19 protein-coding genes are annotated in these 23821 nt (G+C 77.3%); 9 read left to right on the forward strand and 10 right to left on the reverse strand.

What is annotated here, in order from left to right; all coding sequences use genetic code 11:
- The first annotated feature begins 122 nt into the window (after positions 1 to 122).
- The 4 genes from AC2TDM_RS16395 to AC2TDM_RS16410 all read left to right on the forward strand — a co-directional run bounded on the left by AC2TDM_RS16395 (position 123) and on the right by AC2TDM_RS16410 (position 6820).
- On the forward strand, positions 123 to 1715 hold the full coding sequence (locus AC2TDM_RS16395) for a diguanylate cyclase domain-containing protein (protein WP_484635335.1): 1593 nt from the start codon (positions 123 to 125) through the stop codon (positions 1713 to 1715).
- An 81-nt stretch (positions 1716 to 1796) separates the two neighbouring features.
- Positions 1797 to 3638, forward strand: coding sequence for a putative bifunctional diguanylate cyclase/phosphodiesterase (locus tag AC2TDM_RS16400; RefSeq protein WP_484635336.1), 1842 nt, complete (start codon positions 1797 to 1799; stop codon positions 3636 to 3638).
- Positions 3635 to 5578 (forward strand): putative bifunctional diguanylate cyclase/phosphodiesterase, encoded by a 1944-nt coding sequence (locus AC2TDM_RS16405; protein WP_139224398.1) that lies wholly within the window; start codon positions 3635 to 3637, stop codon positions 5576 to 5578. The genes AC2TDM_RS16400 and AC2TDM_RS16405 overlap by 4 nt, the downstream gene beginning before the upstream one ends.
- 114 nt (positions 5579 to 5692) lie before the next feature.
- On the forward strand, positions 5693 to 6820 hold the full coding sequence (locus tag AC2TDM_RS16410) for a GGDEF domain-containing protein (protein ID WP_484635337.1): 1128 nt from the start codon (positions 5693 to 5695) through the stop codon (positions 6818 to 6820).
- Positions 6821 to 6823: 3 nt separating this feature from the next.
- Here the strand turns inward: AC2TDM_RS16410 and AC2TDM_RS16415 are convergent, their stop codons facing one another.
- From AC2TDM_RS16415 to AC2TDM_RS16435, 5 genes are all read right to left on the reverse strand, one after another.
- On the reverse strand, positions 6824 to 7363 hold the full coding sequence (locus tag AC2TDM_RS16415; protein ID WP_090032599.1) for a DinB family protein: 540 nt from the start codon (positions 7361 to 7363) through the stop codon (positions 6824 to 6826).
- Between the two features lie 43 nt (positions 7364 to 7406).
- Complete coding sequence (locus tag AC2TDM_RS16420; RefSeq protein ID WP_484635338.1) at positions 7407 to 8516, reverse strand: poly(ethylene terephthalate) hydrolase family protein; 1110 nt, start codon at positions 8514 to 8516, stop codon at positions 7407 to 7409.
- 180 nt (positions 8517 to 8696) lie between these two features.
- Positions 8697 to 9104 carry a DUF779 domain-containing protein gene (locus tag AC2TDM_RS16425; RefSeq protein ID WP_484635339.1) on the reverse strand — a complete coding sequence of 136 codons (408 nt, stop codon included), beginning with the start codon at positions 9102 to 9104 and terminating at the stop codon, positions 8697 to 8699.
- 83 nt (positions 9105 to 9187) lie between these two features.
- Positions 9188 to 10711 (reverse strand): acetaldehyde dehydrogenase ExaC, encoded by a 1524-nt coding sequence (gene exaC / locus AC2TDM_RS16430; RefSeq protein ID WP_484635340.1) that lies wholly within the window; start codon positions 10709 to 10711, stop codon positions 9188 to 9190.
- Positions 10712 to 10809: 98 nt separating this feature from the next.
- On the reverse strand, positions 10810 to 12303 hold the full coding sequence (locus tag AC2TDM_RS16435; protein WP_484635341.1) for a GAF domain-containing protein: 1494 nt from the start codon (positions 12301 to 12303) through the stop codon (positions 10810 to 10812).
- 126 nt (positions 12304 to 12429) lie between these two features.
- On the opposite strand from AC2TDM_RS16435, the gene AC2TDM_RS16440 reads away from it, so the two are divergent.
- Positions 12430 to 13041: a TetR/AcrR family transcriptional regulator gene (locus AC2TDM_RS16440; protein WP_484635342.1), complete on the forward strand. Its 612-nt coding sequence runs from the start codon at positions 12430 to 12432 to the stop codon at positions 13039 to 13041.
- Positions 13042 to 13124: 83 nt separating this feature from the next.
- Entirely contained in the window at positions 13125 to 14333 is a 1209-nt protein-coding gene (locus AC2TDM_RS16445; protein ID WP_484635343.1) for a class I SAM-dependent methyltransferase, read from the forward strand.
- On the opposite strand, the gene AC2TDM_RS16450 is transcribed toward AC2TDM_RS16445, so the two are convergent.
- Positions 14318 to 15502 (reverse strand): DUF4214 domain-containing protein, encoded by a 1185-nt coding sequence (locus AC2TDM_RS16450; RefSeq protein WP_484635344.1) that lies wholly within the window; start codon positions 15500 to 15502, stop codon positions 14318 to 14320. The genes AC2TDM_RS16445 and AC2TDM_RS16450 overlap by 16 nt on opposite strands.
- A 153-nt stretch (positions 15503 to 15655) precedes the next feature.
- On the opposite strand from AC2TDM_RS16450, the gene AC2TDM_RS16455 reads away from it, so the two are divergent.
- Both AC2TDM_RS16455 and AC2TDM_RS16460 read left to right on the forward strand, forming a co-directional pair.
- Positions 15656 to 16723, forward strand: coding sequence for a hypothetical protein (locus AC2TDM_RS16455; protein WP_484635345.1), 1068 nt, complete (start codon positions 15656 to 15658; stop codon positions 16721 to 16723).
- A gap of 104 nt (positions 16724 to 16827) precedes the next feature.
- Complete coding sequence (locus AC2TDM_RS16460; protein WP_090032609.1) at positions 16828 to 17748, forward strand: glycosyltransferase family 2 protein; 921 nt, start codon at positions 16828 to 16830, stop codon at positions 17746 to 17748.
- Between the two features lie 18 nt (positions 17749 to 17766).
- On the opposite strand, the gene AC2TDM_RS16465 is transcribed toward AC2TDM_RS16460, so the two are convergent.
- The gene (locus AC2TDM_RS16465; protein ID WP_090032611.1) at positions 17767 to 18696 is read right to left on the reverse strand and encodes a glycosyltransferase family 2 protein; all 930 of its coding nucleotides are present in this window, start codon (positions 18694 to 18696) and stop codon (positions 17767 to 17769) included.
- Between the two features lie 88 nt (positions 18697 to 18784).
- On the opposite strand from AC2TDM_RS16465, the gene AC2TDM_RS16470 reads away from it, so the two are divergent.
- Positions 18785 to 20788, forward strand: coding sequence for an NHL domain-containing thioredoxin family protein (locus AC2TDM_RS16470; RefSeq protein WP_484635346.1), 2004 nt, complete (start codon positions 18785 to 18787; stop codon positions 20786 to 20788).
- A 17-nt stretch (positions 20789 to 20805) separates the two neighbouring features.
- On the opposite strand, the gene AC2TDM_RS16475 is transcribed toward AC2TDM_RS16470, so the two are convergent.
- From AC2TDM_RS16475 to AC2TDM_RS16485, 3 genes are all read right to left on the reverse strand, one after another.
- A complete protein-coding gene (locus AC2TDM_RS16475) occupies positions 20806 to 22281 on the reverse strand; it encodes a GGDEF domain-containing protein (RefSeq protein WP_484635347.1) in 1476 nt (491 codons plus the stop codon).
- A gap of 127 nt (positions 22282 to 22408) precedes the next feature.
- Entirely contained in the window at positions 22409 to 22696 is a 288-nt protein-coding gene (locus tag AC2TDM_RS16480; RefSeq protein ID WP_484635348.1) for a hypothetical protein, read from the reverse strand.
- Between the two features lie 42 nt (positions 22697 to 22738).
- Positions 22739 to 23788, reverse strand: a complete 1050-nt coding sequence (locus AC2TDM_RS16485; protein ID WP_484635349.1) for a chymotrypsin family serine protease — start codon at positions 23786 to 23788, stop codon at positions 22739 to 22741.
- Positions 23789 to 23821: the final 33 nt, after the last annotated feature.

Below are 23821 nucleotides of genomic sequence, written 5' to 3' on the forward strand. Positions count from 1 at the left end.
GCCGTGGCGCCCGGGGCCGTGGCGCGCAGGTCCCCGCGTGGACAGGCGCGCGGGCGCCGGGGACGATGGGCCCGACGCGGGCGTCACCAGCACCGGGCCGCCCGCCGGCGACGGGGGCGGGTGTGCGGGCGCAGGGGCGACGGACGGTGCTGCTGGCGGCGCTGCTGGCGGCGCTTCTGGCGGGGGTGCTGGCCGTGCTGTGCGCGACGTCGGCGGTCGCCGTGGCCCGCGACCGGGACCGCGCCGACCGGTCGCAGCGGGTCTCGGCGGCCGCCGACGCGCTGCTCGTCGCGCTCCTCGATGCCGAGACGGGCCAGCGCGGCTACCTGCTGACCGGCGACGACGCGTTCCTGCAGCCCTACGAGGAGGGCCGGCAGCGCGTGCCCGCCGCCCTCGAGCGCCTGCAGGCCGAGGCCGCGGAGGTCCCGGCGGCCCCGGCCCCCGCCCAGCGGCTCGCCGCCGCGGTCGCGGCGAAGGACCGGCTCGTGCAGCGGATCGTCGCGCTGGCCCGCGCCGGGCAGACCGACGCGGCGGTGCGGGTCGTCACGGGCGGCACGGGCAAGGCCGCCATGGACGAGGTGCGCGTGCAGGTGGACGAGGTGCGCGCGGCCGCCGGTGCCGCCGCCGGCCGGGCACGGCCGGCGGCGGACCGGTGGCTCGTCGCCGCGCTGGCCGCCGCGGTCGCCCTCGCCGGTCTGGTGCTGACCCTCGCGCTGCGCCGCGCGGGGGCTGCCGCGCACCGGTGGCGGGTGGCGCACGGGCGGGGCGAGGACCGCTTCCGGCGGCTGTTCGAGGGCTCGGTGGTCGCGATGGCGGTCCTCGCGGTCCCGCCGGCGGGCCCGGCCCGCGTGGTGGCCGTCAACCCCGTGCTCGCCGACCTCGTCCGCGTCCCGCGCGAGGGCCTGGTGGGCGCCGACCCGCTCGCGTTCGTCGGGCCGCAGGACGGCGCCGAGGTGCCCGAGGGCGTGCGGCGCTGCGCCTCCGACGGGGTCGAGGAGTACCTCGGCGAGCGCACGCTGCAGCGCCCGGACGGCACCACCGCGTTCGTCGTCGTCAGCGTCCGGCCGCTGCCCGAGGTCGACGGGGACACCGGCTGCCTGCTGGAGGTGCTGGACGTCACCGAGCGCCGCGTGACCGAGGCCGCGCTCGCGCACCAGGCGCTGCACGACCCGCTGACCGACCTGCCGAACCGCGTGCTGGCGCTGGACCACCTCGAGCTCGCCGTGACGCGGCTGACCCGGGTCGGCGGGCTCGTGGCGGTGGTCTACGTCGACCTCGACGGGTTCAAGGACGTCAACGACCGCCGCGGGCACGCCGTCGGCGACCGCGTCCTCGTCGAGCGGGCCGCGCGGCTGCGGTCCGTCGTGCGGGACGCGGACACGGCGGCGCGCATGGGCGGCGACGAGTTCCTCGTCGTGTCGCCCGACCTCGCGTCCGCCGACGACGCCCTGCGGCTGGCGCGGCGGGTCGTGGACGCGCTGGGCCGACCCCTGTCGCTGGGCGGGCACGCGGGCGGCGGTGAGGAGGTCGTCGTCACCGCGAGCGCCGGCGTGGCCGTGGGCGGGGCCGGCACGCCGCCGCTCGCGCTCGTCCGTGCGGCCGACAGCGCGCTGTACGACGCCAAGCGCCGCGGCCGGGCCCGGGCGGTACTGGCCGGCGACCCGACGGACCCGCGCCCGCCGGTCCCGGGCCAGCAGGCTTCACCCGCGCGCTGACGTGCGACGACGCCCCTGCGGGCGCATCCTGGTCCGCGCCCCGCGGGACGTGCGGCGGCGGGTCGGGCGTACCGTGCGGAGGTGGTGGTCGGCAGAGGGCGTCGGGACGCGTTGCTGACGGTCCTCGACGCCTTCACCACCGCGGCCGGTCCCCCGGGCGACGACGTCGACGCCGACGACGTGCTCGCGCGCCTCGCCGCGCGGGCCCCCGAGGTCCTCGGCCTGCCGCCCGGCACGGCCACCGCCCGGGTCCTCCTCCCCGGCGATCCCGCGGGACCCCGGGTCGAGGGGCCCGCCGACGCCCCTGCCGACGAGCTCGTGGCCCGCCTGCCCCTCGAGGCACGCGGACGCACGTGGGCCGTGCTCGAGGTGCGCGCCGCTCCGGGGACGCCCCCGCCCGACGACGACGGCCGCCGCGCGCTGGACCGCCTCGTCGGGCTGGCGACCGCCCTGCTCGTCGTCGACGCCGACCGCGGTGCGGCGCGCGCGGCGCGGGACGACCTCGCGCGGCGGGCCGGCCACGACCCGCTGACCGGGCTGCCCGTGCGGCGGGTCCTCCTCGAGCACGTCGACCGGGCGCTCGCCCGCCGTGCGCGCGGCGGGGAGGAGGTGGCGCTGCTGTTCCTCGACGTCGACGGCCTCAAGTACGTCAACGACACCTGGGGGCACGCCGCGGGCGACCGGCTGCTGCAGGCGTGCGCCGCGCGCCTGCGGGCCGGGCTGCGGGCCACGGACGTGGCGGCCCGCATGGGCGGCGACGAGCTGGCCGTGCTGCTCGCGGACGCCGGCGGGCCCGAGGCCGCCGTCGAGGTGGCCCGGCGGCTGACCGCGGCGGTCGGCGCACCGCTCGTCCTCGACCTGCCCTGGGGCGGCACGGTCACGCTGCACCCCTCGACGAGCACCGGCGTGGCCCTGGCCGACGAGCCGGGCGCCACCGCGGACGCCCTCGTCGCGCACGCCGACGCCGCCATGTACCGGGCCAAGCGGACCGGCCGCGGCTGCGTGGAGCTGTTCGAGCCGGCCCGCTACGCCGCGGACCGCGAGGCGACGGGCGAGGCCCGGCTGCTGGGGCAGCTGCGCGAGGCGCTCGACGAGGGCCGCCTCGAGCTGCACTACCAGCCCATCCACGCGCTGCCGGTGCCCGGGACGACGAAGGGGCCGACGAACGGGCCGGCGGACGCGCCGGTGACAGAGCAGGACGGGCCCGGGGGCGACGGGCCGGCGGTGCCCTGGGCCGTCGAGGCCCTGCTGCGGTGGCGCCATCCCGAGCGCGGCCTGCTGACGGCGGGCGCGTTCGTCGACGTCGCGGAGGCCGGCGGCCTGCTCGTCGACATCGGCGCGTGGGCCCTGCGGGAGGCGGTCACCCAGCTCGCGCGGTGGGACGCCGCCCTCGGCGCGCGCAGCCCGCAGCGGGTGTTCGTCAACGTCTCGGCGGCCGAGCTCGCGCAGCCCGACCTGCCGCGGCGGGTCGCGCAGGTCCTCGCGGACGTCGGGGTGCCGCCGCGCCGGCTCACGCTCGAGCTCACGGAGACAGGCCTGCTCAGCGAGCACGGCACGGCGGCGGTGCGCGCGCTGGAGGAGCTGGAGTGCGGCGTGGCGATCGACGACCTGGGCGTCGGGTACTCCTCGCTGTCGCGCGTGGTGGACATCCCCGACGCCGCGCTGAAGATCGACGGGTCGCTCACCCGCGAGCTGACGACGCGCCCGGAGGCGTCGGCGCTGGTCAAGGCCGTGCTGCTGATGGGTCGCACGCTCGGGCGGACCGTCGTGCTCGAGGGCGTGGAGGACGCCGCCACCCTCGACCTGGCCGCGGCCCTGGGCTGCACGCACGCGCAGGGCTACCACCTGGGCCGGCCGCAGCCCGCCGACGCGATCACCGCCGCGCTGCGGCCGCCGGCGCCGTGCGGGGGGCGGCCGGCATGACCGACCTCGACGCGCTCGAGCGCGTGCTCGCCACCTTCACCGGCGCCGTCCTCGGCGAGGTCGACGCCCACGAGGTGCTCCGGCTGCTCGCCGAGGGCGTGGCCGAGGTGCTCGCCCTGCCGGCGGCCGGCGTCCTCGTCGCCGACGAGGGGGGACGGCTGTCGGTGGTGCACACCACGGACCCCGCCAGCGCGGACGTGGAGGCCGTCCAGGCCGAGCAGCAGAGCGGGCCGGGCGTCGAGGCCCGCGCGTCGGGCGAGGTCCTCGACGTCGGTGACCTGGCCGCGGAGGGCCGGTGGCCCGCGTTCATGGCACGGGCCGCCGAGCGCGGGCTGGCCGCCGTGACGACCGTCCCGCTCGTCGCGCGCGGGCGGACGTGGGGCACGCTCGACGTCTTCCGCGCCGAGCCGGGTCGGCTGCCGGGCGAGGACCTAGCCGTCCTGGAAGGGCTGGCGCGGCTCGCCACGCTCTGGGTGGTGCTCGCCTCCGACCGCGACGAGGCGCGCACGGCCCGTGCCGAGCTGGCCGACCACGCCATGCACGACGCGCTGACGGGCCTGCCCCTGCGCTGGGTGCTGCTCGAGCTGCTGGAGCGGGCGCTGGCCCGGGCGGCGCGGGCCGGTGCGCGCGCGGGCAGCGGGGCGGGCGGCGGGACGAGCAGCGCGACGGGCGGCGGCACGGGCGGCGGGACGGGCAGCGGGACAGGCAGCGGGACGGGCACGGTGGCGCTGCTGTTCCTCGACGTCGACGGCCTCAAGTACGTCAACGACGTCGACGGGCACGCGGCGGGCGACGCGCTGCTGCGGGCGTGCGCCCGGCGCGCGCGGGCCCGGCTGCGGCCGCCGGACGTGCTGGCGCGGATCGGCGGCGACGAGCTCGTCGTCCTGCTCGAGGACGTGCGCTCCCCGGCCGAGGCGGTCGCGGTCGCCCAGCGGGTGGTCTCCGCCGTGGCCGAGCCGCTCGTGCTGCCCGGTCGGACGGTGACGCCGTCCGTCAGCGTGGGCGTCGCGGTGGCCGACGACCCCGCGGTCCGGCCCGAGACGCTCCTCGCGCGCGCCGACGCGGCGATGTACCGCGCCAAGCGCGCCGGGCGGGGCGGCGTCGCCGTCGAGGACCCGGAGGGCTACGCCCGCGACCTGGCCGCGCACGCCACGCCGTCCCTCGTCGCGGACCTGCGCGCCGCGCTGGACGCCGACGCGCTGGAGGTGCACTACCAGCCGGTGCAGGACGTCGGCCCGGACCCGTCGCGCGCGCCGACGGGCGCGGCCTGGGGCGTGGAGGCCCTCGTGCGGTGGCGGCACCCGGTGCGCGGGCTGCTCTCCGGCGGCCAGGTGCTCGACGTCGCCGGCGCGGGCGGCCTGGAGCGCCGGCTGGGGCGGTTCGTCGTCGCCCGCGCGGTCGCGCAGCTCGCGGACTGGGACCGGGGCCTGGGCGCCCGGTCGCCGCAGCGGCTCTTCGTCAACCTGTCGGCCGCGGAGCTCGCGGACCCGGCCCTGCCCGCGACCGTGCGGGCGCTGCTCGACGCCGGTGGCGTGGCGCCCGAGCGGCTGCTGCTCGACGTGACCGAGGGGAGCCTCCTGGGCGAGGAGGCCGAGCGGGGCGCGCGGGCCCTGGTCGCGGAAGGGTGCGGGCTGTCCCTCGACGACCTCGGCGGGGGGTGGTCGTCGCTGCGCCGCGTGCTCGACGTGCCGGCGCGGGTGCTCAAGGTCGACCGGTCCCTCACCCGGCGGCTGCGCCGGCGCGAGGCGGCCGCGGTCGTCGGCGCGCTGCTCGAGATGGGACGGGCGCTGGGCCGCGACGTCGTGCTCGAGGGCGTGGAGGACGAGGCGACCCTGGCCGTCGCGCGCGAGCTGGGCTGCGCCCACGTGCAGGGCTTCCACCTCGGCGCGCCGCAGACCGCCGACGAGCTGTCGGCCCGCCTGGGCGCCGCCGCGCGCTGAACCGCCGCACCCCGGTCGCCGCGCGCCGGCCGTCGCACGCTCGTCCGGGTGAATCCGCTGGTCCGGGCCCCGAGGTCCCGACGGGCGCCCCTCCTCGTCGCCCATGATCGGCGCATGCGTGCGGTGCTGACGGCCCTCGAGCCACGTGACCGGCTCTCCGCCGCCCGCGCCTGGTGGGTGGTCGTGCTGTTCGGCGGCGCCGCGACGCTCGCGTGGGAGCTGCTGGCCCAGCTCCAGGACCGGCCGGGCGCGACGGCCGCCAGCGCGCTGTCGGCCGTCGCCGTCGTCGCCGTCTACGTGCTGGTCGCGGTCGCGCAGCGCTGGTGGACCGACCGGGTGCCGGTGCTCGTGTGGCCGGCGGTCGCGGTGCTGGCGCCCGTGGTGACCGTGCTCGTGGCGGTGTCCGTCGACGACCCGTCGGCGGCCGGGCAGCTGGGCCTCGTCTACGCCGTGGTGTACGGCGCCTCGCAGTTCCGCCGCGGCTTCGCCTGGGGTATCACGGTCTTCGCGGTGCTGTGCGACGCGGTGATCGTGCTGACGCTGCTGCCGGTCGGCGACGCGCTGCGCGACCTGCTGCTGGCGGCCACGACGCTGCCCGTCATCACGGCCGTGCTCATGACCGCCGGCCGCGAGCGCGAGCGTCTCATCGACGAGCAGCGCCGGCTCATCGCCAGCCTCGACGAGCTGGCCTCCACCGACGACCTCACCGGCCTGCTGACCCGGCGGAGCCTCTCCGCCGCCGCGGAGGCCGCGCTCGTCACGGGCCGGCCGGGCGACGTCCGGCCGCACGTCGGCCTCGTGCTCCTCGACGTCGACGGGTTCAAGCAGGTCAACGACGTGCACGGGCACCCCGCCGGGGACGCCGCGCTCGTCGAGCTGGCGGCCGCGCTCCGGGCGGTCGCCGGTCCGTCCGACGTCCTGGCCCGGATCGGCGGCGACGAGCTGGCCGTGCTCGTCCGCGGCACGGGGCCGACGGTCGACGAGCGGGCCCGCGCGCTGCACACCGCCGCGCGCTCGTCCGGAGCGGGCACGGCCGGGGCGGGCACGGCCGGCAGCCCGCTGCGGCTGACGGTGTCCGTCGGCTACGCCGTCGCGCGTCCCGGCTGGTCGTTCGACGACCTGTACGCCGCCGCCGACCGCGCCCTCTACGCGGCCAAGGGCTCCGGTCGGGACCGCGTGGCCGCCGCCCGGCCCGAGCCGGACCCCGACCCCCAGCCGGACCCCGAGCTGGACCTGGTGTAGCGGTCAGCCCCGCACGTCGTGCAGGTGGTGGCGCACGTCGTGCAGGAAGTACGCGCCGAGGGTCGCCAGGGTGAAGACCGAGCCGTTCGACCGCCGCCCGGGGCGCTCCCACGCGTCGTCGGGCACGGCATCGAACAGCGCGGCGGTCGTCGCCGCCCGCCGGGCGAGCGCGCGGGCCACGTCGTCCGGGTGCTGCAGGTCGTAGCGCTCCGCCAGGGCGGTGGCGTCCTGGTCCCAGTTCGGGAACAGCGGGTCGTCCTCGTCGAGCACCAGCCGGACGCGCCCGGAGAAGACGTCCAGCACGTCGCGCACGTGCGCGGCGTACTCCGTCGGCGACCAGACGCCCGGGGCCGGCCGGCGCCGGGCGTCGGGCCGGGCCAGCACCGCCTGCCAGCGCGGCACGTCCGCGCGCACGGCGGCGCCGATCCCGCGGACGTCCACCGTGCGGGCGTCGAACCCGCAGTCGGGGCACGGGCGCTCGAGCACCCACGTCCAGTCCTTCGTGTCGGGCGCGGGTGCCTGCGGCTCGTCGGTGGCGGTCATGGCCGCACCGTAGCGGCAGCCGGCCCGGTCAGGGATGCCGGCCTCACATCGGGCAGCTCGTGCGCCAGTCGGACAGCGCACCGCCGGTCCCGGGCCCCGGGCAGAGGAAGGCCGTGTAGCGGGTGTCGTCGTCCACGAACCGCTTGAGCCACGCGATGCTGGTGGCGGCGATCGACGTGTTCGGGGAGTTCGGCGCGAAGTGGCTGGCCCCGTCGAGCTCGAGGTAGGCCCGCTCGCGCGCGTTGCCGAGGCTCTCGTAGAACGGGATCGCGTGCGACGCGACGGACGCCGTGGAGTCGTTCTCCGCCCCGATGATCAGCGTCGGGCTCGTCACCTCGGGCCGCGTCTTGTCGGTGTTCCACGGCGTCAGGGGGATGACGGCGCGGATCGAGGGCCGGTCCTTGGCGGCCTCGAGCGAGCCGCCGCCGCCCATGGAGTGGCCCATGACGGCCAGGCGGGTGGCGTCCACGCGGGTGCGCACGCTGCTCGCCGTCGTCAGGTGGTCCAGGGCGGCCAGGAGCTGGTCACCGCGCGAGGCGGGCTGGTCCGAGGTCGTCAAGGTGTCGATGGTGAAGACGACGAACCCCTGCGACGCCAGGCGCGGGCCCAGCCACGAGATGCTCGACTGCCGCGCGGTGTACCCGGGCGCGATCGCGACGGCTCCGAAGGTGCCGGCGGTCGTCGTCGGGTAGTAGATCGTGCCGCCCCCGAAGCCGCGGACCGACGTCGACGACACCGTGGTGGTGGACACCGCGAACGGGCCCGTCGTCGCCTGGATCGAGGCCGTGGCGGCGGGCAGCTGCGTGCCGTAGGACGACGCGGTCCGCACGCCGACGACCTTGTCGGTCACCGTGGCGCCCTGGGAGTACCCGCCGAGGACGAACCGCGTGCCCGGGCAGGCGGCGGCGACGGCCTCGACGTGCGCGACCATGTCGGCCGAGCCGGGGACCGCGCTGGTCTGCGAGCTGTTCGCCTCGTAGTCCACCGCGTACGACGAGACGCTCGAGCCCGCCAGCTCCGCGGTGACGGCCCGGACGAACGACGTGCCGACGACGCCGAGCCCCGGCGTCTCGCCCGTGCCGCGCGCGAACGCCACGTCGACGTCGGCACAGGTGGCCGACTGGGCGCCGCCGGCGGTGGCCGTGACGACCACCCCCGCGAGCAGCGTGCTGAGCAGAGCGGTGACGGCGGTGGCCCGGGCGGGCCGGAGCGGACACTCCCGTGAACGCGCTCCCACGCGGTCAAGGGTCGGTGTGGAAAACGTTCGACACCAGCAGCGGCGTCGGCGCCGCGACCCGCTCAGCGGCACCACGGCCCGGCCGTCCGGCGCCCGTCAGACCAGGTGCGCGTCCTGCAGGGCCAGCCACTCCTCGTCGGAGAAGATCCGCGAGCGGATGAGGAACCGCCGGCCCTCCGGCGCCTCCAGCGAGAAGCCCGCGCCGCGCCCGTCGACGACGTCGATGGTCAGGTGCGTGTGCTTCCAGTACGCGTACTGCGCCCGCGTCATCCAGACCGGCACGACGCCGCCCCCACCGATGTCGAGGTCGCCCAGGTGGACGTCCACGTCGCCCGTGAGGAACTCGCCGGCGGGGTAGCACATGGGCGACGAGCCGTCGCAGCACCCCCCCGACTGGTGGAACATCAGCTCGCCGTGCTGCCCCCGCAGGTCGCGCAGCAGTGCCGCGGCCTCCTCCGTGACGTCGACCCGCGACGGCACGGGTGCCGCTCCTGCCTCGGTCATGACCGCTCCCTCGCCGTGCGTGCACCTGCGGACCGGGGGCCGCCGCCGGGCCCGGGTCTGGACCCGACGGCGACCCGGCCCGGTCAGAAGAAGCCGAGCTTCTGGCCGGAGTAGCTGACCAGCAGGTTCTTCGTCTGCTGGTAGTGGTCGAGCATCATCTTGTGGTTCTCGCGGCCGACGCCCGAGCCCTTGTAGCCGCCGAACGCCGCGGCCGCGGGGTACGCGTGGTAGCAGTTCGTCCACACGCGGCCGGCCTCGATGTCCCGGCCCGCGCGGTAGGCGATGGACCCCTCGCGGGTCCAGACGCCGGCACCCAGGCCGTACAGCGTGTCGTTGGCGACGCCGATGGCGTCGGAGTAGTCGGAGAACGACGTCACAGCGACGACCGGGCCGAAGATCTCCTCCTGGAAGATCCGCATGGAGTTCTTGCCCTCGAAGATCGTCGGGCTGACGTAGTAGCCGCCGGCCAGGTCCCCGTCGAGGTGGGCCCGGCCCCCACCGGTGCGGACCTTCGCGCCCTCGCCCTTGCCGATCTCGATGTAGGACAGGATCTTCTCGAGCTGGTCGTTGGACGCCTGCGCGCCGATCATCGTCGCGGTGTCCAGCGGGTTGCCCTGGACGATGGCCTCCGTGCGCTTCACCGCGTCGGCGAGGAAGGAGTCGTAGATCGACTCCTGGATGAGCGCCCGCGACGGGCAGGTGCAGACCTCGCCCTGGTTGAGCGCGAACATCGCGAAGCCCTCGAGTGCCTTGTCGTAGAACGCGTCGTCGGCGCGCGCGACGTCCTCGAAGAAGATGTTCGGGCTCTTGCCGCCGAGCTCGAGGGTCACCGGGATGATGTTCTGCGCGGCGTACTGCATGATCAGCCGCCCGGTCGTCGTCTCCCCCGTGAAGGCGATCTTGCGGATGCGCGGGGAGGACGCCAGCGGCTTGCCCGCCTCGACGCCGAAGCCGTTGACGACGTTGACGACGCCCGGCGGCAGCAGGTCCGCGATGAGCTCCATGAGCACGAGGATCGACACCGGCGTCTGCTCGGCCGGCTTGATGACGACGGCGTTGCCCGCCGCCAGCGCCGGCGCCAGCTTCCACACCGCCATGAGGATGGGGAAGTTCCACGGGATGATCTGCCCGACGACACCCAGCGGCTCGTGGAAGTGGTACGCGATCGTGTCCTCGTCGATCTCGGAGATCGACCCCTCCTGCGCGCGCACCGCCCCCGCGAAGTAGCGGAAGTGGTCGATGGCCAGCGGCATGTCCGCCGCCAGCGTCTCGCGCACCGGCTTGCCGTTCTCCCACGTCTCGGCGACCGCGAGGAGCTCGAGGTTCTGCTCCATCCGGTCGGCGATCCTGTTGAGGATGGTCGCGCGCTCCGTGGCGGACGTCTTGCGCCACGTGCGGGCCGCGCCGTGCGCCGCGTCGAGGGCGCGCTCGATGTCGTCCGCGTCGCCGCGGGCCACCTGGCAGAACACCTGGCCGGTGACGGGCGTGCGGTTCTCGAAGTAGCGACCGTTGGCCGGGGCGACGTACTCGCCGCCGATCCAGTGGTCGTAGCGCTCGCGGAAGGTGGCCTTGCTGTCGGACTGGCCGGGTGCTGCGTAGACGGTCATGCCTGCTCCACCGATCTGCACGGTCGGGGGCTGCGGCCCGCCCTCGGCGGAGGGCCGCGCCCGGGTCGCGGCCTCCTCGCCGCGCTCCGGGGCCGACGTTAGGAGCGGGGGCGTTGCAGCGACGTTGCAGCTGCGGCGCGCGGGTGAGGGGCACCGCCCGTCCGGGTCCCGACGAGGGCCGACCCGACGAGGGCCGGTCCGACGAGGGCCGGTCCGACGAGGGCGGGCCCGACGAGGGCCGGTCCGGCGACGGCCAGCTCGTCGGACAGGCGGGCCAGCCGGGCGTGCGCCCGCAGGTGCACGGCCGAGCCGGGGGCCGTGAGGGCGGCCAGCCGGCACCAGGCGTCCCAGTCGTCGAGACCCTCGTCGGACGCCGTCCACCGCTGCAGCGCGCCGACGTCCCGGCCCGCGAGCACCGCGGCGCGCACGCACGCGGACAGGTCCTCCCGGACCCGCACGACCCCCGGCGCCACCGAGCGCGGCAGCACCGGCCCGGGGTACGCCGCGAGCGCCACGGCCAGGTCCTCGACGCCCAGCGCCGCCCGCACCGCGGCGAGGTCCGTCGTCACGGGCAGCGCCAGCCGGTAGGGCGACGAGGACGCCAGCAGGTCCCCCACCGCCCGCCGCAGCCGCGACACCTCCGCGCGGACCGTCACCGCCGACAGCTCGTCCTCGCACAGCAGGACCGCGAGCTCCTCCCCCGTGAGCCCGGCGGGGTGCTCCGCCAGCAGCAGGAGGATCTCCGCGTGCCGCCGCGACAGCCGGACGTCACCGCCCCGCCCCTGCAGCGTCGGGGCCCCGGCACCCAGCACGGCCAGCCGGGGCACGTCGGTCGACGCATCGGCACCCGCACCGGCACCCGCATCGGCACCGGCACCCGCACCCGCACCGGCACGGGCGCCCACCCCCGCCACCGCGGCCTCGAGCGCCGCGGCCGTCGCGCGCACGAGCGAGCGCGCCATCGGGCTGGCCACCTCGCGCCCGCCCGTCACGTCGAGCACCCCGAGGACGGACCCGTCCGGCCCGTGCACCGGCGCGGCCACGCAGTTGTACGCCTGCACGGGCCGCGCCCAGTGCTCCGCGCCCAGCACCTGCACCACCTGGCCGGTGGCCAGGGCCGTGCCGGGGGCGTTGGTGCCGGCGCAGTCCTCGCGCCACACGGCGCCCTCGACGAACCCGACGGCACCCACCCGCCGGCGCACGGCGGCGTCGCCCTCGACCCACAGCAGCCGGCCCTCGGTGTCCGTCAGCGCGGCCACCCAGCCCAGCCCCGGCTCGACGAGGAGCCCCCGCCAGGCCGGCAGCGCTGCAGCGAGCGGGTGCCGCGCGCGGGCGGCCCGGAGGTCGGCGTCGGTGAGGTCCACCAGGGGCTCGGCGCGGTCGGGGTCGACGCCGCTGCGCACGCTGCGGGTCCAGGAGTCGGCCACGACCGGGCGGACGGCCTGCCGCGGCACCTCGCCCGTCGCCGCCGCGCGCTCGTGCGCCGCGCGCAGGGCCGGCCCGCGTCGGGCCGCCGGCGCGGGAGCAGCCGCGCGCGCCGTCGCGGCCTGGGACGCGGCGCGGGGTGCTCGCGCGGCGGGGGGAGCGGTCACCGTCGTCCTCTCGGTCCCGGTGCACGCCCACGGGCCCCGGTGCCGAGGAGTCTACGAGCGGCCCCGGACGGGTGGCATCGTCCGACCGGTTGGAGTTTTCCTGACACTCCGTGCGACGATGTCACCATGCCGAAGATCATCGGGGGCTCCCTGCACGAGCACCGCGAGCAGACCCGCCTGCGCCTCTTCGGCGCCCTGGCCCGCCTCATGGCCGAGCGCGGGTTCGACGCGGTGACGCTCGCCGAGATCGCGGCCGAGGCCGGGGTCGGGCGCACCGCCGTCTACAACCACTTCACGGACAAGGAGTCGCTGCTCGTCGGGTTCATCACCCACGAGACGGAGCTCTTCGTCGCGGACCTGCGCGCCGCGCTCGCGGGGCTCGAGGACCCCACCGAGCGGTTGCGCGTGTACGTGCGGCAGCAGGTGCAGCTCACGCGCGAGTACCACCTCGCGCCCGGGCCGGAGCTGCGCTCGGTGCTCTCCCGCGAGACGCAGGCCCGCGTGCGCGAGCACGTCGTCATGGTGGAGCGCATCCTGCGGGACGTCCTGGCCGAGGGGATCGCGAGCGGCGCCTTCCCGGACCAGGACCTCGACGTCACCGTCCCCCTGGTCAACGCCTGCCTGTCGGGCCGCGGCGTGCCGGCGCAGGACGGGCCGGAGCGGCGCCGGGCGGTCGCGGAGACCGAGGCCTTCGTCCTGCGCGCCGTCGGCGCCGCGCCCGCCCTGGTCCCCGCCTGAGCGCCCGACGACCGGCCGGGCGGGCTCGGCCCGCACCCCGCCGGGACGCGCCCGCCCGAGGGCGCCGCTCGGAGGCCCCGCGCGTGCCCACCACGCGGCTGGAGCTGACGTTCCTGCCCGGGCTCGGCGGCGTGGTGCACGACGAGGTCGTCGAGCGGCTCGCGCCGGCGCGTCCGCCGCGGCCGGTGCCAGGGCGGGAGGACGCGCTCGTCGTCGACGTCACCGGTCCGCTGCGGCCGGCGCTGGCGCTGCGCACGCCCGTCGCGGCCTGGGTCGCGCTGCACCTGGACGTGCCGCGGCCGCGCAGCCTCGTCAGCGGCGACCACCTGGCGCGCGTCGTGGGGGCCGTCCGGTCCGCGCAGCTCGCCGCCGCCGCGTCGAGCCTCCGCCTCGAGGCGGCGGGCAAGGACTCGCCCGTGCTGCAGCGGCTGGCGGCCGAGCTGTCGGCGGCGACGGGCCTGCCGCACGACCCGCGCGACGGCGAGCTCGTCGTGCGGCTGCGGCGGGGTGTGCCACCGGAGGGTGGCGCCGCACGCACCGAGGACCCCGGCTGGGACGTGCTCGTGCGGATCGGGCGGCGGCCGCTGTCCGCGCGGCCGTGGCGGGTCGTCGACTACCCGGGTGCCGCCAACGCGACCATCGCCGCGGCGCTCGTGCGGCTGGCCGGGGTGCGGCCGCAGGACCGCGTGCTGAACCTCATGGGCGGGTCGGGGACGCTGCTGGTGGAGCGCCTGCTGGCGGGGCCGGCGGCGGCCGCCGCGCTCGTCGACACGGCCGCCGGTGCCCGCGACGCCGCGCGCGCCAACCTCGCGGCGGCGGGGCTCGTCGTCGCCGGGGCGCCCGCACCGCCGCGCCGCATCGCGGGGGCGCCCGTCGTCGCCGTCGTGGACGCCGACGCCACGGACTCTGTTGCGCTGGCGGCCGCACTGGCGGCCGCACTGACGGGCGCACTGACGGGCGCACCGACGGGGACCCCCGCGGGCGCCCCGCCGGGCGGCGCCGCCGCCTGGGACCTCGTGCTCGCGGACCCGCCCTGGGGGACGCTGCACGGCACCCACGCGACGGCGGCCGACGTGCACGCCGGCCTCCTGCGCGGCGCCGCCGCCCTCACCGTGCCCGGCGGTCGGCTCGCGGTTCTCACGCACGAGGTCCGCGTCATGGAACGCTGCGTCGCGGCCGCCGCCGCCGACTGGCGCCCGGCCGCCGAACCCCTGCGCGTCTTCGCCAAGGGCCACCACCCCCGGATCTGGGTCCTGGAGCGGCGCGGCGGCACCGGTCAGCCGCGCCGGTAGTACTCCTCCGACCCGGCCAGGAACGCGGCGAGCTGCAGGTCGCCCTGGTCCCGGACGACCGGCGTCCACACCGCCATCGCCCCCGGCTCCGCCGACCGGCCGAGCAGCCGCTGGTAGAGCGCCTCGACGCGCACCTGGAGCGTCTCCTGGGACTGGTAGAAGCCGTACGCCAGCGTGGTGCGCGACATGCCGGCGCCCAGCGCGCGCACCCAGCCGTCGAGACCCGCGGCGTCGGGCTCGCGCAGGAGCAGGACGCGGTAGAGGTCGGTGACCCAGGCGGCGTCGTCGCCGCCGGCGACGGTCCGGTAGTACTCCTCCGAGGCGTAGAACGAGGCGGCGATCTCCGCGACCGGCAGCCCCGCGCGCGCCGCGGCCGTCCAGCCGGCGAGCCCGCCGGCGTCGGGGGCGCGGTGCAGCGTGTCCTCGTAGAAGCCCGTGACGACGACCGAGATCCACTCGTCGGAGCGCGACAGCTCGGCGGCGAGGTCGAAGCGGTTGGCCGTGCCGGCCTCGAGGCGCGCCACCTGGCCGGCGAGCTCGGCCGGCGCCGGGTCCCGGTCGAGGAAGTCCTGGTACAGCCGCACGACGACGGCCTGGTCCGCGCTGTCCGCCGGCGGTGCGGCGGGCTCGCACTCCACGGTCACCGACGTCGTCACCGACCGCTCGGCGTGCGCCACCGTGAGCGCGACGACCTGCCCCGTCACGAGGGCCAGGGGCGCCGCGCCGGGCGCACCGCCCGACGTGAGCACCTCCGTGGTCGCGGTGGCCACCGCGGCGTGGGCGTCGGGCCGGCTCAGGACGGTCGCGCCGTCCACCGTCACCGTGACGTCGCCGAGCCGCGCCTGCTCCACGCCGTCGACCGTGCGGGTCGGCCACCCGGCGTTGACCGCCGGCTGGAGGGTGACGACCGCGGTGCCGACAGGTCCGGCGCACTGCACGTCGACGCCCGCCGTGCTCGGCAGCCGGAACGCGTCCGACGGCTCGGCCAGCACGCGGTCGACCGGCAGGTCCTCCGCGGCCGACGCCCCCGCCAGCAGCGCGGGCAGCGTCACCGGCACCACGCCCAGCACCACCGCGGCGGGCAGCGCCACCCCGAGGGCGCGCCGTCCGCGCCTCCTGGCCTCGACCACGCGCACCGCCCCGTTCGTCCCGGTCGGTGCCGTTCGCACCGCCCGGGCACTGTACGCACGGCGCGCCACGGACCGGCACCCCCCGGAGGGAGGACGCGCGGCGCGGGCGGTCCCGAGGAGCGGGGGACGTGGTGAAGGCCACGTCCCCCGCCCCGGCGTGCACGCTCCGCCGGGCCGGGGCAGCGTGAGGGCATGCAGACGCCCGTCCACCCCTACCGGCTCGGCTTCGCGGTGAAGATCGTCGGCGACGGCGGCATCCCGACCTCCGACGGGCGGCGCTGGCAGAGCGGGCCGCACCTCTCCCGCTCGCTGGAGCTCCTCGGGCCGGCCATCGACTACCTGGAGAAGATCGACGTCCGGGTGTTCCGGCTCTCGTCGAGCACCATCCCCTACGGCACGCACCCCGACCTGCCCGAGCTGGACTACCGCCGGCAGATCGACCAGTGCGCCGACCAGCTCGCGGAGCTCGGCGCGCGCATCCGCGCGGCCGGCATCCGCCTGTCGACGCACCCGGGCCAGTACACGGTCGTCAACGGCCCCGAGCCGGAGCTGTCCCGCAAGTCCTCGCTCGACCTCGAGCAGGACGCCGCGCTGCTCGACGCCCTGGGCCAGGGGCCGGAGGGGACGGTCGTCGTGCACGTCGGCGGGCTGTACAACGACCGGCCCTCGGCGCTGGACCGCTGGGCCGCCGCGTACGAGCGGCTGTCGGACCGGGCGCAGGCCCGCCTCGGCCTCGAGAACGACGACGGCCCCTTCGGCGTCGACGACGTCCTCGAGCTGAGCCGCCGCACCGGCGTCCGGGTCGTCTACGACCAGCACCACCACCGCACGCACGTGACGTCCGTCGGCATCCCGCCGGAGGAGGCGCTGGCCGCCGCGTACGCGACGTGGGCGCCGGGGGTCCGCCCGAAGGTGCACCTGTCCTCCGCGCGGCTCGACGTCGAGACCGTGGCGAAGAAGGTGCCCGGGACACGGAGGACCCAGCAGGTGCCCGTGCTCCCGCGGCTGACCCCGCACGCCGACCTCGTCTCGCCGTGGGACCTCGTCGAGCTGCTGCGGATCGCGCCCGGGCCGCTCGACGTCGTCTTGGAGGCCAAGGCCAAGGACCTCGCCCTGCTGCACGCGCGGGCCGCGCTGGAGAAGCTGTTCCCCGACGTGGCGGCGCGCGAGGAGCGGCGGCGGCCGGGCGACGACGCCGCCGCCGCGGAGGTGGTCGACACGGACGACCTGCTGGCGCCGGAGCGGGCCGTCGTGCCCTGAGGAGCCGGTGGGTCGTCGCGTCGCGGCCCTGGCCGGGCGTCGACGCGAGCAGGGTCACGTCCGGGGCCGCCGGACGACGCCCGCGGGCGCGCTAGCGTCGAGGGATGACCGCCGCCACCCCCGCCGGGCCGCCGCCCGGGCCCTCGACGCCCGACACGCCCGCCCCCCTCGCGTCCGTGGTCATCCCCGTCCGCAACGGGGCGGCGACGCTCCCGGCGCAGCTCGAGTCCCTGGCCCGCCAGCGCACCGCGCGGTCCTTCGAGGTGGTCGTGGCCGACAACGGGTCCACGGACGGCACGGCGGACGTCGTGCGGTCCTTCGAGGGCCGGGTCCCGGGGCTGCGCCTCGTCGACGCGAGCGGGCGCGCCGGCGCCAACCACGCCCGCAACGTCGGCACCGCGGCCGCGCGCGGCACGCAGGTGCTCATGTGCGACGCGGACGACGAGACGGACGAGGACTGGGTGGAGGTCATGTCGGCCGCGCTCGACACGGCGGACGCCGTCGCCGGCCGGGTCGACCGCACGCGGCTCAACGCCGACGTCGCCGCGCTCGGCCTGCGGGTCGACGGCATGAGCGGACTGTCGACGCAGCACGACTTCCTGCCCTGGCCCATCGGCGCCAACGCCGGCTACCGGCGGGCGGCGTGGGAGCAGGTCGGCGGCTTCGACGAGGACTACGTGCGCGGCGGCACGGAGACCGAGTTCTTCTGGCGGCTGCAGCTCGCGGGGTTCACGCTCGTCGACGTGCCGGGCTCGCTCGTCCACTACCGGATGCGGCCGGACGTGCAGAAGTCGGTCAAGCAGATGTACATCTGGGGCCGTCAGGCACCCATGCTGTACCGCGACTTCCGCCGCCACGGGATGCCGTGGAAGCCCGTCCGCAGCCTGCGCTACTGGCTGTGGGTGCTGAGCCTGGCGCCGCGGTCGGTCCGGGACCGCACCCGGCGGATCGAGCTGCGCCGCCACGCGGCCTACCTCGCCGGCCGGGTCGTCGGCAGCATCAAGTACCGCGTGCTCTACCTCTGACCCCGCCCGGCGGCGGGTCTACCGGCCGTGCACCGTCCGGTAGTCGTCGTACGTCGCGCCGACGAGGCCGAGGACCAGGCCCGCGCCCAGCGCCACCTCCTGCAGGCCTTTCGTCCGGCCGATCCGACCGCGTCCGACGACGACGAGCACGAGCCCCCGCAGGACGGTGAGCAACCCGTTGACGACCCGGCGCGCGTAGCGCAGGGGCGTGCCGCCGAGCAGGCGCAGCGACGCGCTGCGCGTCAGCCCGTAGCGGTAGGACCGTGCGACGAGCCACCGGACGCTGATGCGCGAGGCCGGCACGGTCTCGCGCACCACCGCCTCGTCGGCCCAGACGATCCGGCGCCCGCGGGCCACGGCCTGCGCGAAGAAGTGCGTGTCCTCCCCGCCCTGGCTGCCCGTGTGCTCGAACCGCAGCCCGTCCTGGGTGAACAGCCGCGTGTCGATGAGCACGTTGCTCGTGCGCGCGTACCCGATCTCCGTGCCCGTGGCGAAGCGCGGCCGCTCGTAGAACCCGCCCTGCACCGCCCAGGCGGGGGCGCCCGGCTCGAACTCCGGCTCGACCGTCGCGGTGACGACCTCGGCGCCCGTCGTGCGCCGGACCTCCAGCATCGTGCGCAGCCAGGCGGGGTCGGCGCGCTCGTCGTCGTCGAGGAAGAGCAGGACGTCGCACGGCTGCGAGAGCGCCGCGGCGACCGCCGCGTTGCGCGCGGCCGGGATGCCGGGCACCGGCTCGTGCACGTAGACGACCGGCCAGCGGTCCCCCGTGCGCGCCTCGACGCCCGCGCGGGCCGACGGCTCGGCGTCGTTGTCCACGACGACCACGCGCACGTCGACCGGCTCGTGGTCCGGGCCGACCGGGTCCTCCTGACGGGACAGGGAGTCCAGGAGCGCCGCCAGCCCCTGCGGCCTCAGCTTGGTGCACACGCAGACGGCGACGGAGAGCATGGGCGGGACACTACCGACCCAGGTCACCCGCCCGGGGGGCCGCCGCCCGTGACGCTCGACTCCTGCGGCCCCGGGCGATGATGGGGTCGTGCCGCCGACCGTGCCTCCCGCCGCCCGCCCCGCTCGCCCCGCCCGCCTGCCGCGCGTCCGTGCGTCGGAGCTCGTCGGGCGCGGGTGGCTCAACACCGGCGGGCGCGACCTGCGGCTGGCGGACCTGCGCGGCAAGGTCGTCGTGCTCGACTTCTGGACGTTCTGCTGCATCAACTGCCTGCACGTGCTCGACGAGCTGCGCGAGCTCGAGGAGAGCCACCGCGACGTGCTGGTCATCGTCGGGGTGCACTCCCCGAAGTTCGTGCACGAGGCGGACCCGGCGGCGCTGGCGGCGGCCGTCGAGCGGTACGACGTGCGCCACCCCGTGCTCGACGACCCGTCGCTGGTGACGTGGGGCGCCTACACGGCCCGGGCGTGGCCGACGCTCGTCGTCGTCGACCCCGAGGGGTACGTCGTGGCCCAGATGGCCGGGGAGGGGCACGGCCACAACCTCGCCGTGCTGGTCGACGAGCTCGTCGCCGAGCACGAGGCGAAGGGGACGCTGCACCGCGGCGACGGCCCCTACGTGCCGCCCGCGCCGACCGCGGGCACGCTGCGGTTCCCGGCGAAGGCCGTCGCGCTGCCGGACGGGCACCTGCTCGTGGCGGACGCCGGCCACCACTCCCTGGCCGAGCTCGCCGCCGACGGGGAGACGCTCGTGCGGCGGATCGGGTCCGGCGAGCGCGGGCTCGTCGACGGCGGGCCGGGCGCGGCGCGGTTCAGCGAGCCGAACGGCCTGTGCCTCGTGCCCGACGAGCTGCGGTCGTGGCTCGGCTACGACGTGCTGGTGGCGGACACGGTCAACCACGCGCTGCGCGGCGTGCGGCTGGCCGACGGGCACGTGACCACCGTGGCCGGGACCGGCGAGCAGTACATGGTGGGCGGCCCGGACAACCTCGTCGTGCGCGACGGGGTCCGCGTCGAGGAGGTGCGCGGGCTGCTGGACGACGCCCCCGGCTCCTACGCACCGCTCGACATCCGACTGTCCTCGCCCTGGGACGTCGTGTGGTCCCCGGACCTGGCCGCGTTCGTCGTCGCGATGGCCGGCAACCACACCCTGTGGGTGTTCGACGGCGAGCAGGGGTCGATCGGGCTGCTCGCGGGGACCATGAACGAGGGGCTCGTCGACGGCGACCCACTCGGGGCCTGGTTCGCACAGCCGTCGGGGCTGGCGCTCGGGCCGGACCGGCGGGTGTGGGTGGCGGACTCGGAGACCTCCGCGCTGCGCTGGCTCGACCCTCGGGCCGGCGGCACGTCGGCGGCCGTGCACACCGCCGTCGGCGAGGGCCTGTTCGACTTCGGGCACCGGGACGGCCCCGCCGACGAGGCGCGCCTGCAGCACCCGCTCGGCGTCGCCGTGCTGCCCGACGGGTCCGTCCTCGTCGCCGACACCTACAACGGCGCGCTGCGGCGCCTCGTCCCGCCTGCCGAGGGGACGCCGGACGGCACGCCGGGGACGGTCACCACCCTCGCCACCGGCCTGGCCGAGCCCAGCGGCGTCGTCGTCCTGCCCGGCGACGAGGGCGCCGCCCCGACGGTCCTCGTCGTGGAGTCGGCCGCCCACCGGCTGACCCGTGTGGCGCTGCCGGCGGACGTGGCCGGCGGACTCGTCGGGGACGTGCTCGACCACGGCGCCCACCGCACCCGCCGCCCCCCGACGGACGTCCCGCCCGGCGAGGTCCTGCTCGACGTGGTGTTCACGCCGGCCGCCGGGCAGAAGCTCGACGACCGCTGGGGGCCGTCGACGCGGCTGAGCGTGTCGGCCACGCCGCCCGGCCTGCTCCGGGCCGGGGCCGGCGACGGCACCGACCTCGTCCGCACCCTCGAGCTCGACCCCGCGGTGGCCGAGGGGGTCCTGCACGTGACCGCGCAGGCGGCCTCGTGCGATGCCGCCGACGAGGTCGAGTTCCCCGCCTGCCACCTGCACCAGCAGGACTGGGGGTTCCCGGTGCGGGTCGTGCCGGGCACCGACGCGCGACTGGTGCTCCCGCTGCACGGCTGAGCCCTGCGGCGCGGTGCTCAGCCCTGCCGCGCGCCGACGGGCCGCTCGACGACGACGACGCTCCCGCCGACCGTCCCCTCCCGCGCGGCGAGCACGAGCACCGCCTCCACCGCGGTGAGCACGGCGGGCCCCGTGGAGGCGGTGCGCGAGGCCCCGATCTCGACCGCCCAGTCCCCGCGCTCGGCGACGACCGTGCGGGTGCCGGCGCTGCGGTCGGCGGCCACCCCGCCGCGGGCGACGACGACGAGGTCCGCCGGCGCGTTGGCAGCCTCCGCGCCCCCGTCGTCGGTCGTGCCCCCGACCCGCGCCAGCACCGCCCACTCCGCGCCGCCCAGCACCTCCGTGGCGGACGCCGCGAGCGCGCACAGCCGCGGCAGCGCCCCCTGCCGGGAGGCGGCGAGCGCCGTGCTGGCCGCGACCAGGACGCGCTCGGCGGTGACCGTCGGGTCGGCCAGCGGCACCGCCGCCGACCGGCGGGCCCGGGCCCGGGCCCGTTTGGCGCGGTACTGGGCCGCGTCGGCGCGCCGGAACAGGTGGCGGGCGGAGACCGCACCCGACACGGCGGTCGAGGCCACGCCGTAGGAGATGGACGCGCCGTGGGCGAGCGGGAAGGCGGCCACCGTCCGCTCCATCGCCTCCGCGACCGCGACGCGCGGCTGCCCGACGACGACGAGGCAGAACTCGTCGCCGCCGATGCGGGCGGGCGTGCAGCCGGGCAGCGCGTCGGCGACCCGGCGCAGCACGTCGGCGACCGAGCGCAGCAGGTCGTCGCCCACGTCGTGGCCCAGCTCGTCGTTGACGCGCTTGAGCCCGTCGACGTCGCACATGACGATGACCGTCTCCTCGCCGGAGGCGAGCGCGGAGGCCGCGGCCGTGTCCGCCACGCGGCGGTTGCCGAGCCCGGTCAGCGGGTCGTCGGCGACGAGGTGCGCGACCTGCTCCTCGAGGTCGACGCGGGCCACCGCACCGGTGAGCATCGCGGCGACGACCTCCGCCCGCGCGAGGTCCTCGGCCGTGAAGGGGCCGGAGCCGGCGCGCCGCCCGGCGATGACGTGCCCCCAGGTCGAGCCGTTCACCAGCAGCGGGACGTCGACGGCGCTGGCCATGCCGAAGTCGCGCAGGACCCCGACGTCCCCGCTGCCCCCCGGTGCGGCGGGGTGCACCGCCGGGTCGTGCCAGAAGTGCCCGGTCTGCTCGGCGATGAGCCGCGCGAGGTACGGGCGGTCCTCCGTGCGCACCTGCCGCGTCGCGAGCCACGTGTCGCGCGCGCCCGTCGGCACGGGGTCCACGGCGATCAAGGTGCTCGTGTGCTGCTCGATCCGCCGGACGCCGACGAGGTCCGCCCGCAGCACCTGCCGCGCGCCGGCGGCCCCGATGCGGGCCACCTCCTCCAGCGTGCCCCCGGCCTGCAGGCGGCGGGCGACGAGCGCGAGCCGGGACGCGTCGCCGAGCGGCGGCTCCGGCGTCGCGCCGGGCAGCCTCTGCGTCGTCACCGCGTCCTCCACGCGGCCATCATGCTGTCCCCCGGGGACGGGCACGAGGGCACGGCCCTGTCCGGGCGCACGCGTCACCCGTCCGGCAGACCCCGTGGCCTCGTCGAGGGGGGGTGAGGACGGGGGGCTACTGCGCGTGCAGCGCCCCGACCACGCGGACGTGCACGCCGACGCCGCGGACGGCCGCAGGCACGTCGTTGGTCGGCACGCCGTCGGCGGGCACGCCGTCGGTGGGCACGCCGTCCGTGGCGCCGGTCGCCGCACCGGCGCCGCGCTCGCCCGACAGGTTGACCTGGAGCTCGTAGTCGTCGCCCGGCGCGAGCCGCCGGATGCCGATGCCGCGCACGTCGTCCCGTCCCGCGAGCGCGGACGCCAGCTGCGCCTTCGCGACGCGGGCCTCCTCGATGCCGGCCATGGTCCCTGCCTCCCCCGGTCCCGCGGGGGCTGCGGGGACCGGTCAGACGAGCGTGGCGTCGAGCGCCGAGAGCACGGCGTCGATGGGGTTGACGTACGTCAGCCCGGTGCCATTCTCGCCCCCCGACTCCGACCCCGCAAAGAGCAGGCCCACGGCCACACCGTCCTGGGTGTACACGAGCGACCCGGAGTCACCACCACGGCTGAACGGGCCCGTGCCGGTGGACTCGACCTCGATCTGGTCGTCGAAGGCCAGGTCCCCCAGACCCTCGCCGTAGCCGACGACGACGTCGTCGAGCTCGATGGCGGTGATGCGACCGGCCGTGACCGCGGTGGTGCGGCCCGTCTTGCCGACCGCCTCCCCGCCCAGGACGGCCGCCGTCGTGGTGATGCGGCCCACGGGGTACGTCGGGTCGACGGCCTCGGGGTCGTCGAGCAGGGCGACCGCCGCGTCGACGAGCGCGGTCCGTCCGGGGGCGAGCGGGACGGTCGCCGCGAGGGTCCCGATCCGGTCCCGGGAGGCGGTGCCGCCGTCCGCCGGGCCGGGCTGCACGACGACGTCGCCCACCTGCGCCGCGGGCGACCCGGCGAGGACATGGTAGTTCGACAGCACGTGCAGCGCGCCGCCCACGGTGACGAACGCGCCCAGGGTGCCCGCGGAGACGTCCACGTGCGCCACCGAGATGCCCGGCCGCAGCGGCCGGGTGCGGTCGGTGGGGCCGAGCGCCAGGGCCGTGGCCACCGGTGGCCTCGGCCCGACCGTCCCCGCGAGCGGGCGGATGCGTCCGGTGCGCCGCACGTCCACCGCGCTCCCGCCCTCCTGCGCGAGCCGCCGGGCCACCGCGCGCACCTGCGGCAGCCCCAGCCGGTAGCGCACCGCCACGCCGAAGGACCCGTCGTGCCGGGGCGCCAGGCCCACGGCGACGGCCGGCCGCGCCTCCTCCGCCCCGGACGCGCGCACCCGCGTGCCCTCGAGCTCACGGGCCAGCGCCAGCAGGTCCCCCTTCCGCCGGCGCGCCTCCTCGTGGCCGAGACCCGTGCCACCCGTCGTGCCACCCGTCGTGCCCTGCCGTGCTGCCCCCGTGCCGTTCATCCTCGTCCCCTCCGGCTCAACTCGTCCGACTCA

The sequence above is a fragment of the Cellulomonas sp. plas2 genome (genome assembly GCF_057221735.1).

Coding starts and splice junctions, on each gene's coding strand:
- AC2TDM_RS16405 (WP_139224398.1), top strand. CDS start 3,635: ATGACCGACCTCGACGCGCTCGAGCGCGTGCTCGCCACCTTCACCGGC.
- AC2TDM_RS16410 (WP_484635337.1), top strand. CDS start 5,693: ATGCGTGCGGTGCTGACGGCCCTCGAGCCACGTGACCGGCTCTCCGCC.
- AC2TDM_RS16415 (WP_090032599.1), bottom strand. CDS start 7,363: ATGACCGCCACCGACGAGCCGCAGGCACCCGCGCCCGACACGAAGGAC.
- AC2TDM_RS16425 (WP_484635339.1), bottom strand. CDS start 9,104: ATGACCGAGGCAGGAGCGGCACCCGTGCCGTCGCGGGTCGACGTCACG.
- exaC (WP_484635340.1), bottom strand. CDS start 10,711: ATGACCGTCTACGCAGCACCCGGCCAGTCCGACAGCAAGGCCACCTTC.
- AC2TDM_RS16440 (WP_484635342.1), top strand. CDS start 12,430: ATGCCGAAGATCATCGGGGGCTCCCTGCACGAGCACCGCGAGCAGACC.
- AC2TDM_RS16455 (WP_484635345.1), top strand. CDS start 15,656: ATGCAGACGCCCGTCCACCCCTACCGGCTCGGCTTCGCGGTGAAGATC.
- AC2TDM_RS16460 (WP_090032609.1), top strand. CDS start 16,828: ATGACCGCCGCCACCCCCGCCGGGCCGCCGCCCGGGCCCTCGACGCCC.
- AC2TDM_RS16465 (WP_090032611.1), bottom strand. CDS start 18,696: ATGCTCTCCGTCGCCGTCTGCGTGTGCACCAAGCTGAGGCCGCAGGGG.
- AC2TDM_RS16480 (WP_484635348.1), bottom strand. CDS start 22,696: ATGGCCGGCATCGAGGAGGCCCGCGTCGCGAAGGCGCAGCTGGCGTCC.
- AC2TDM_RS16485 (WP_484635349.1), bottom strand. CDS start 23,788: ATGAACGGCACGGGGGCAGCACGGCAGGGCACGACGGGTGGCACGACG.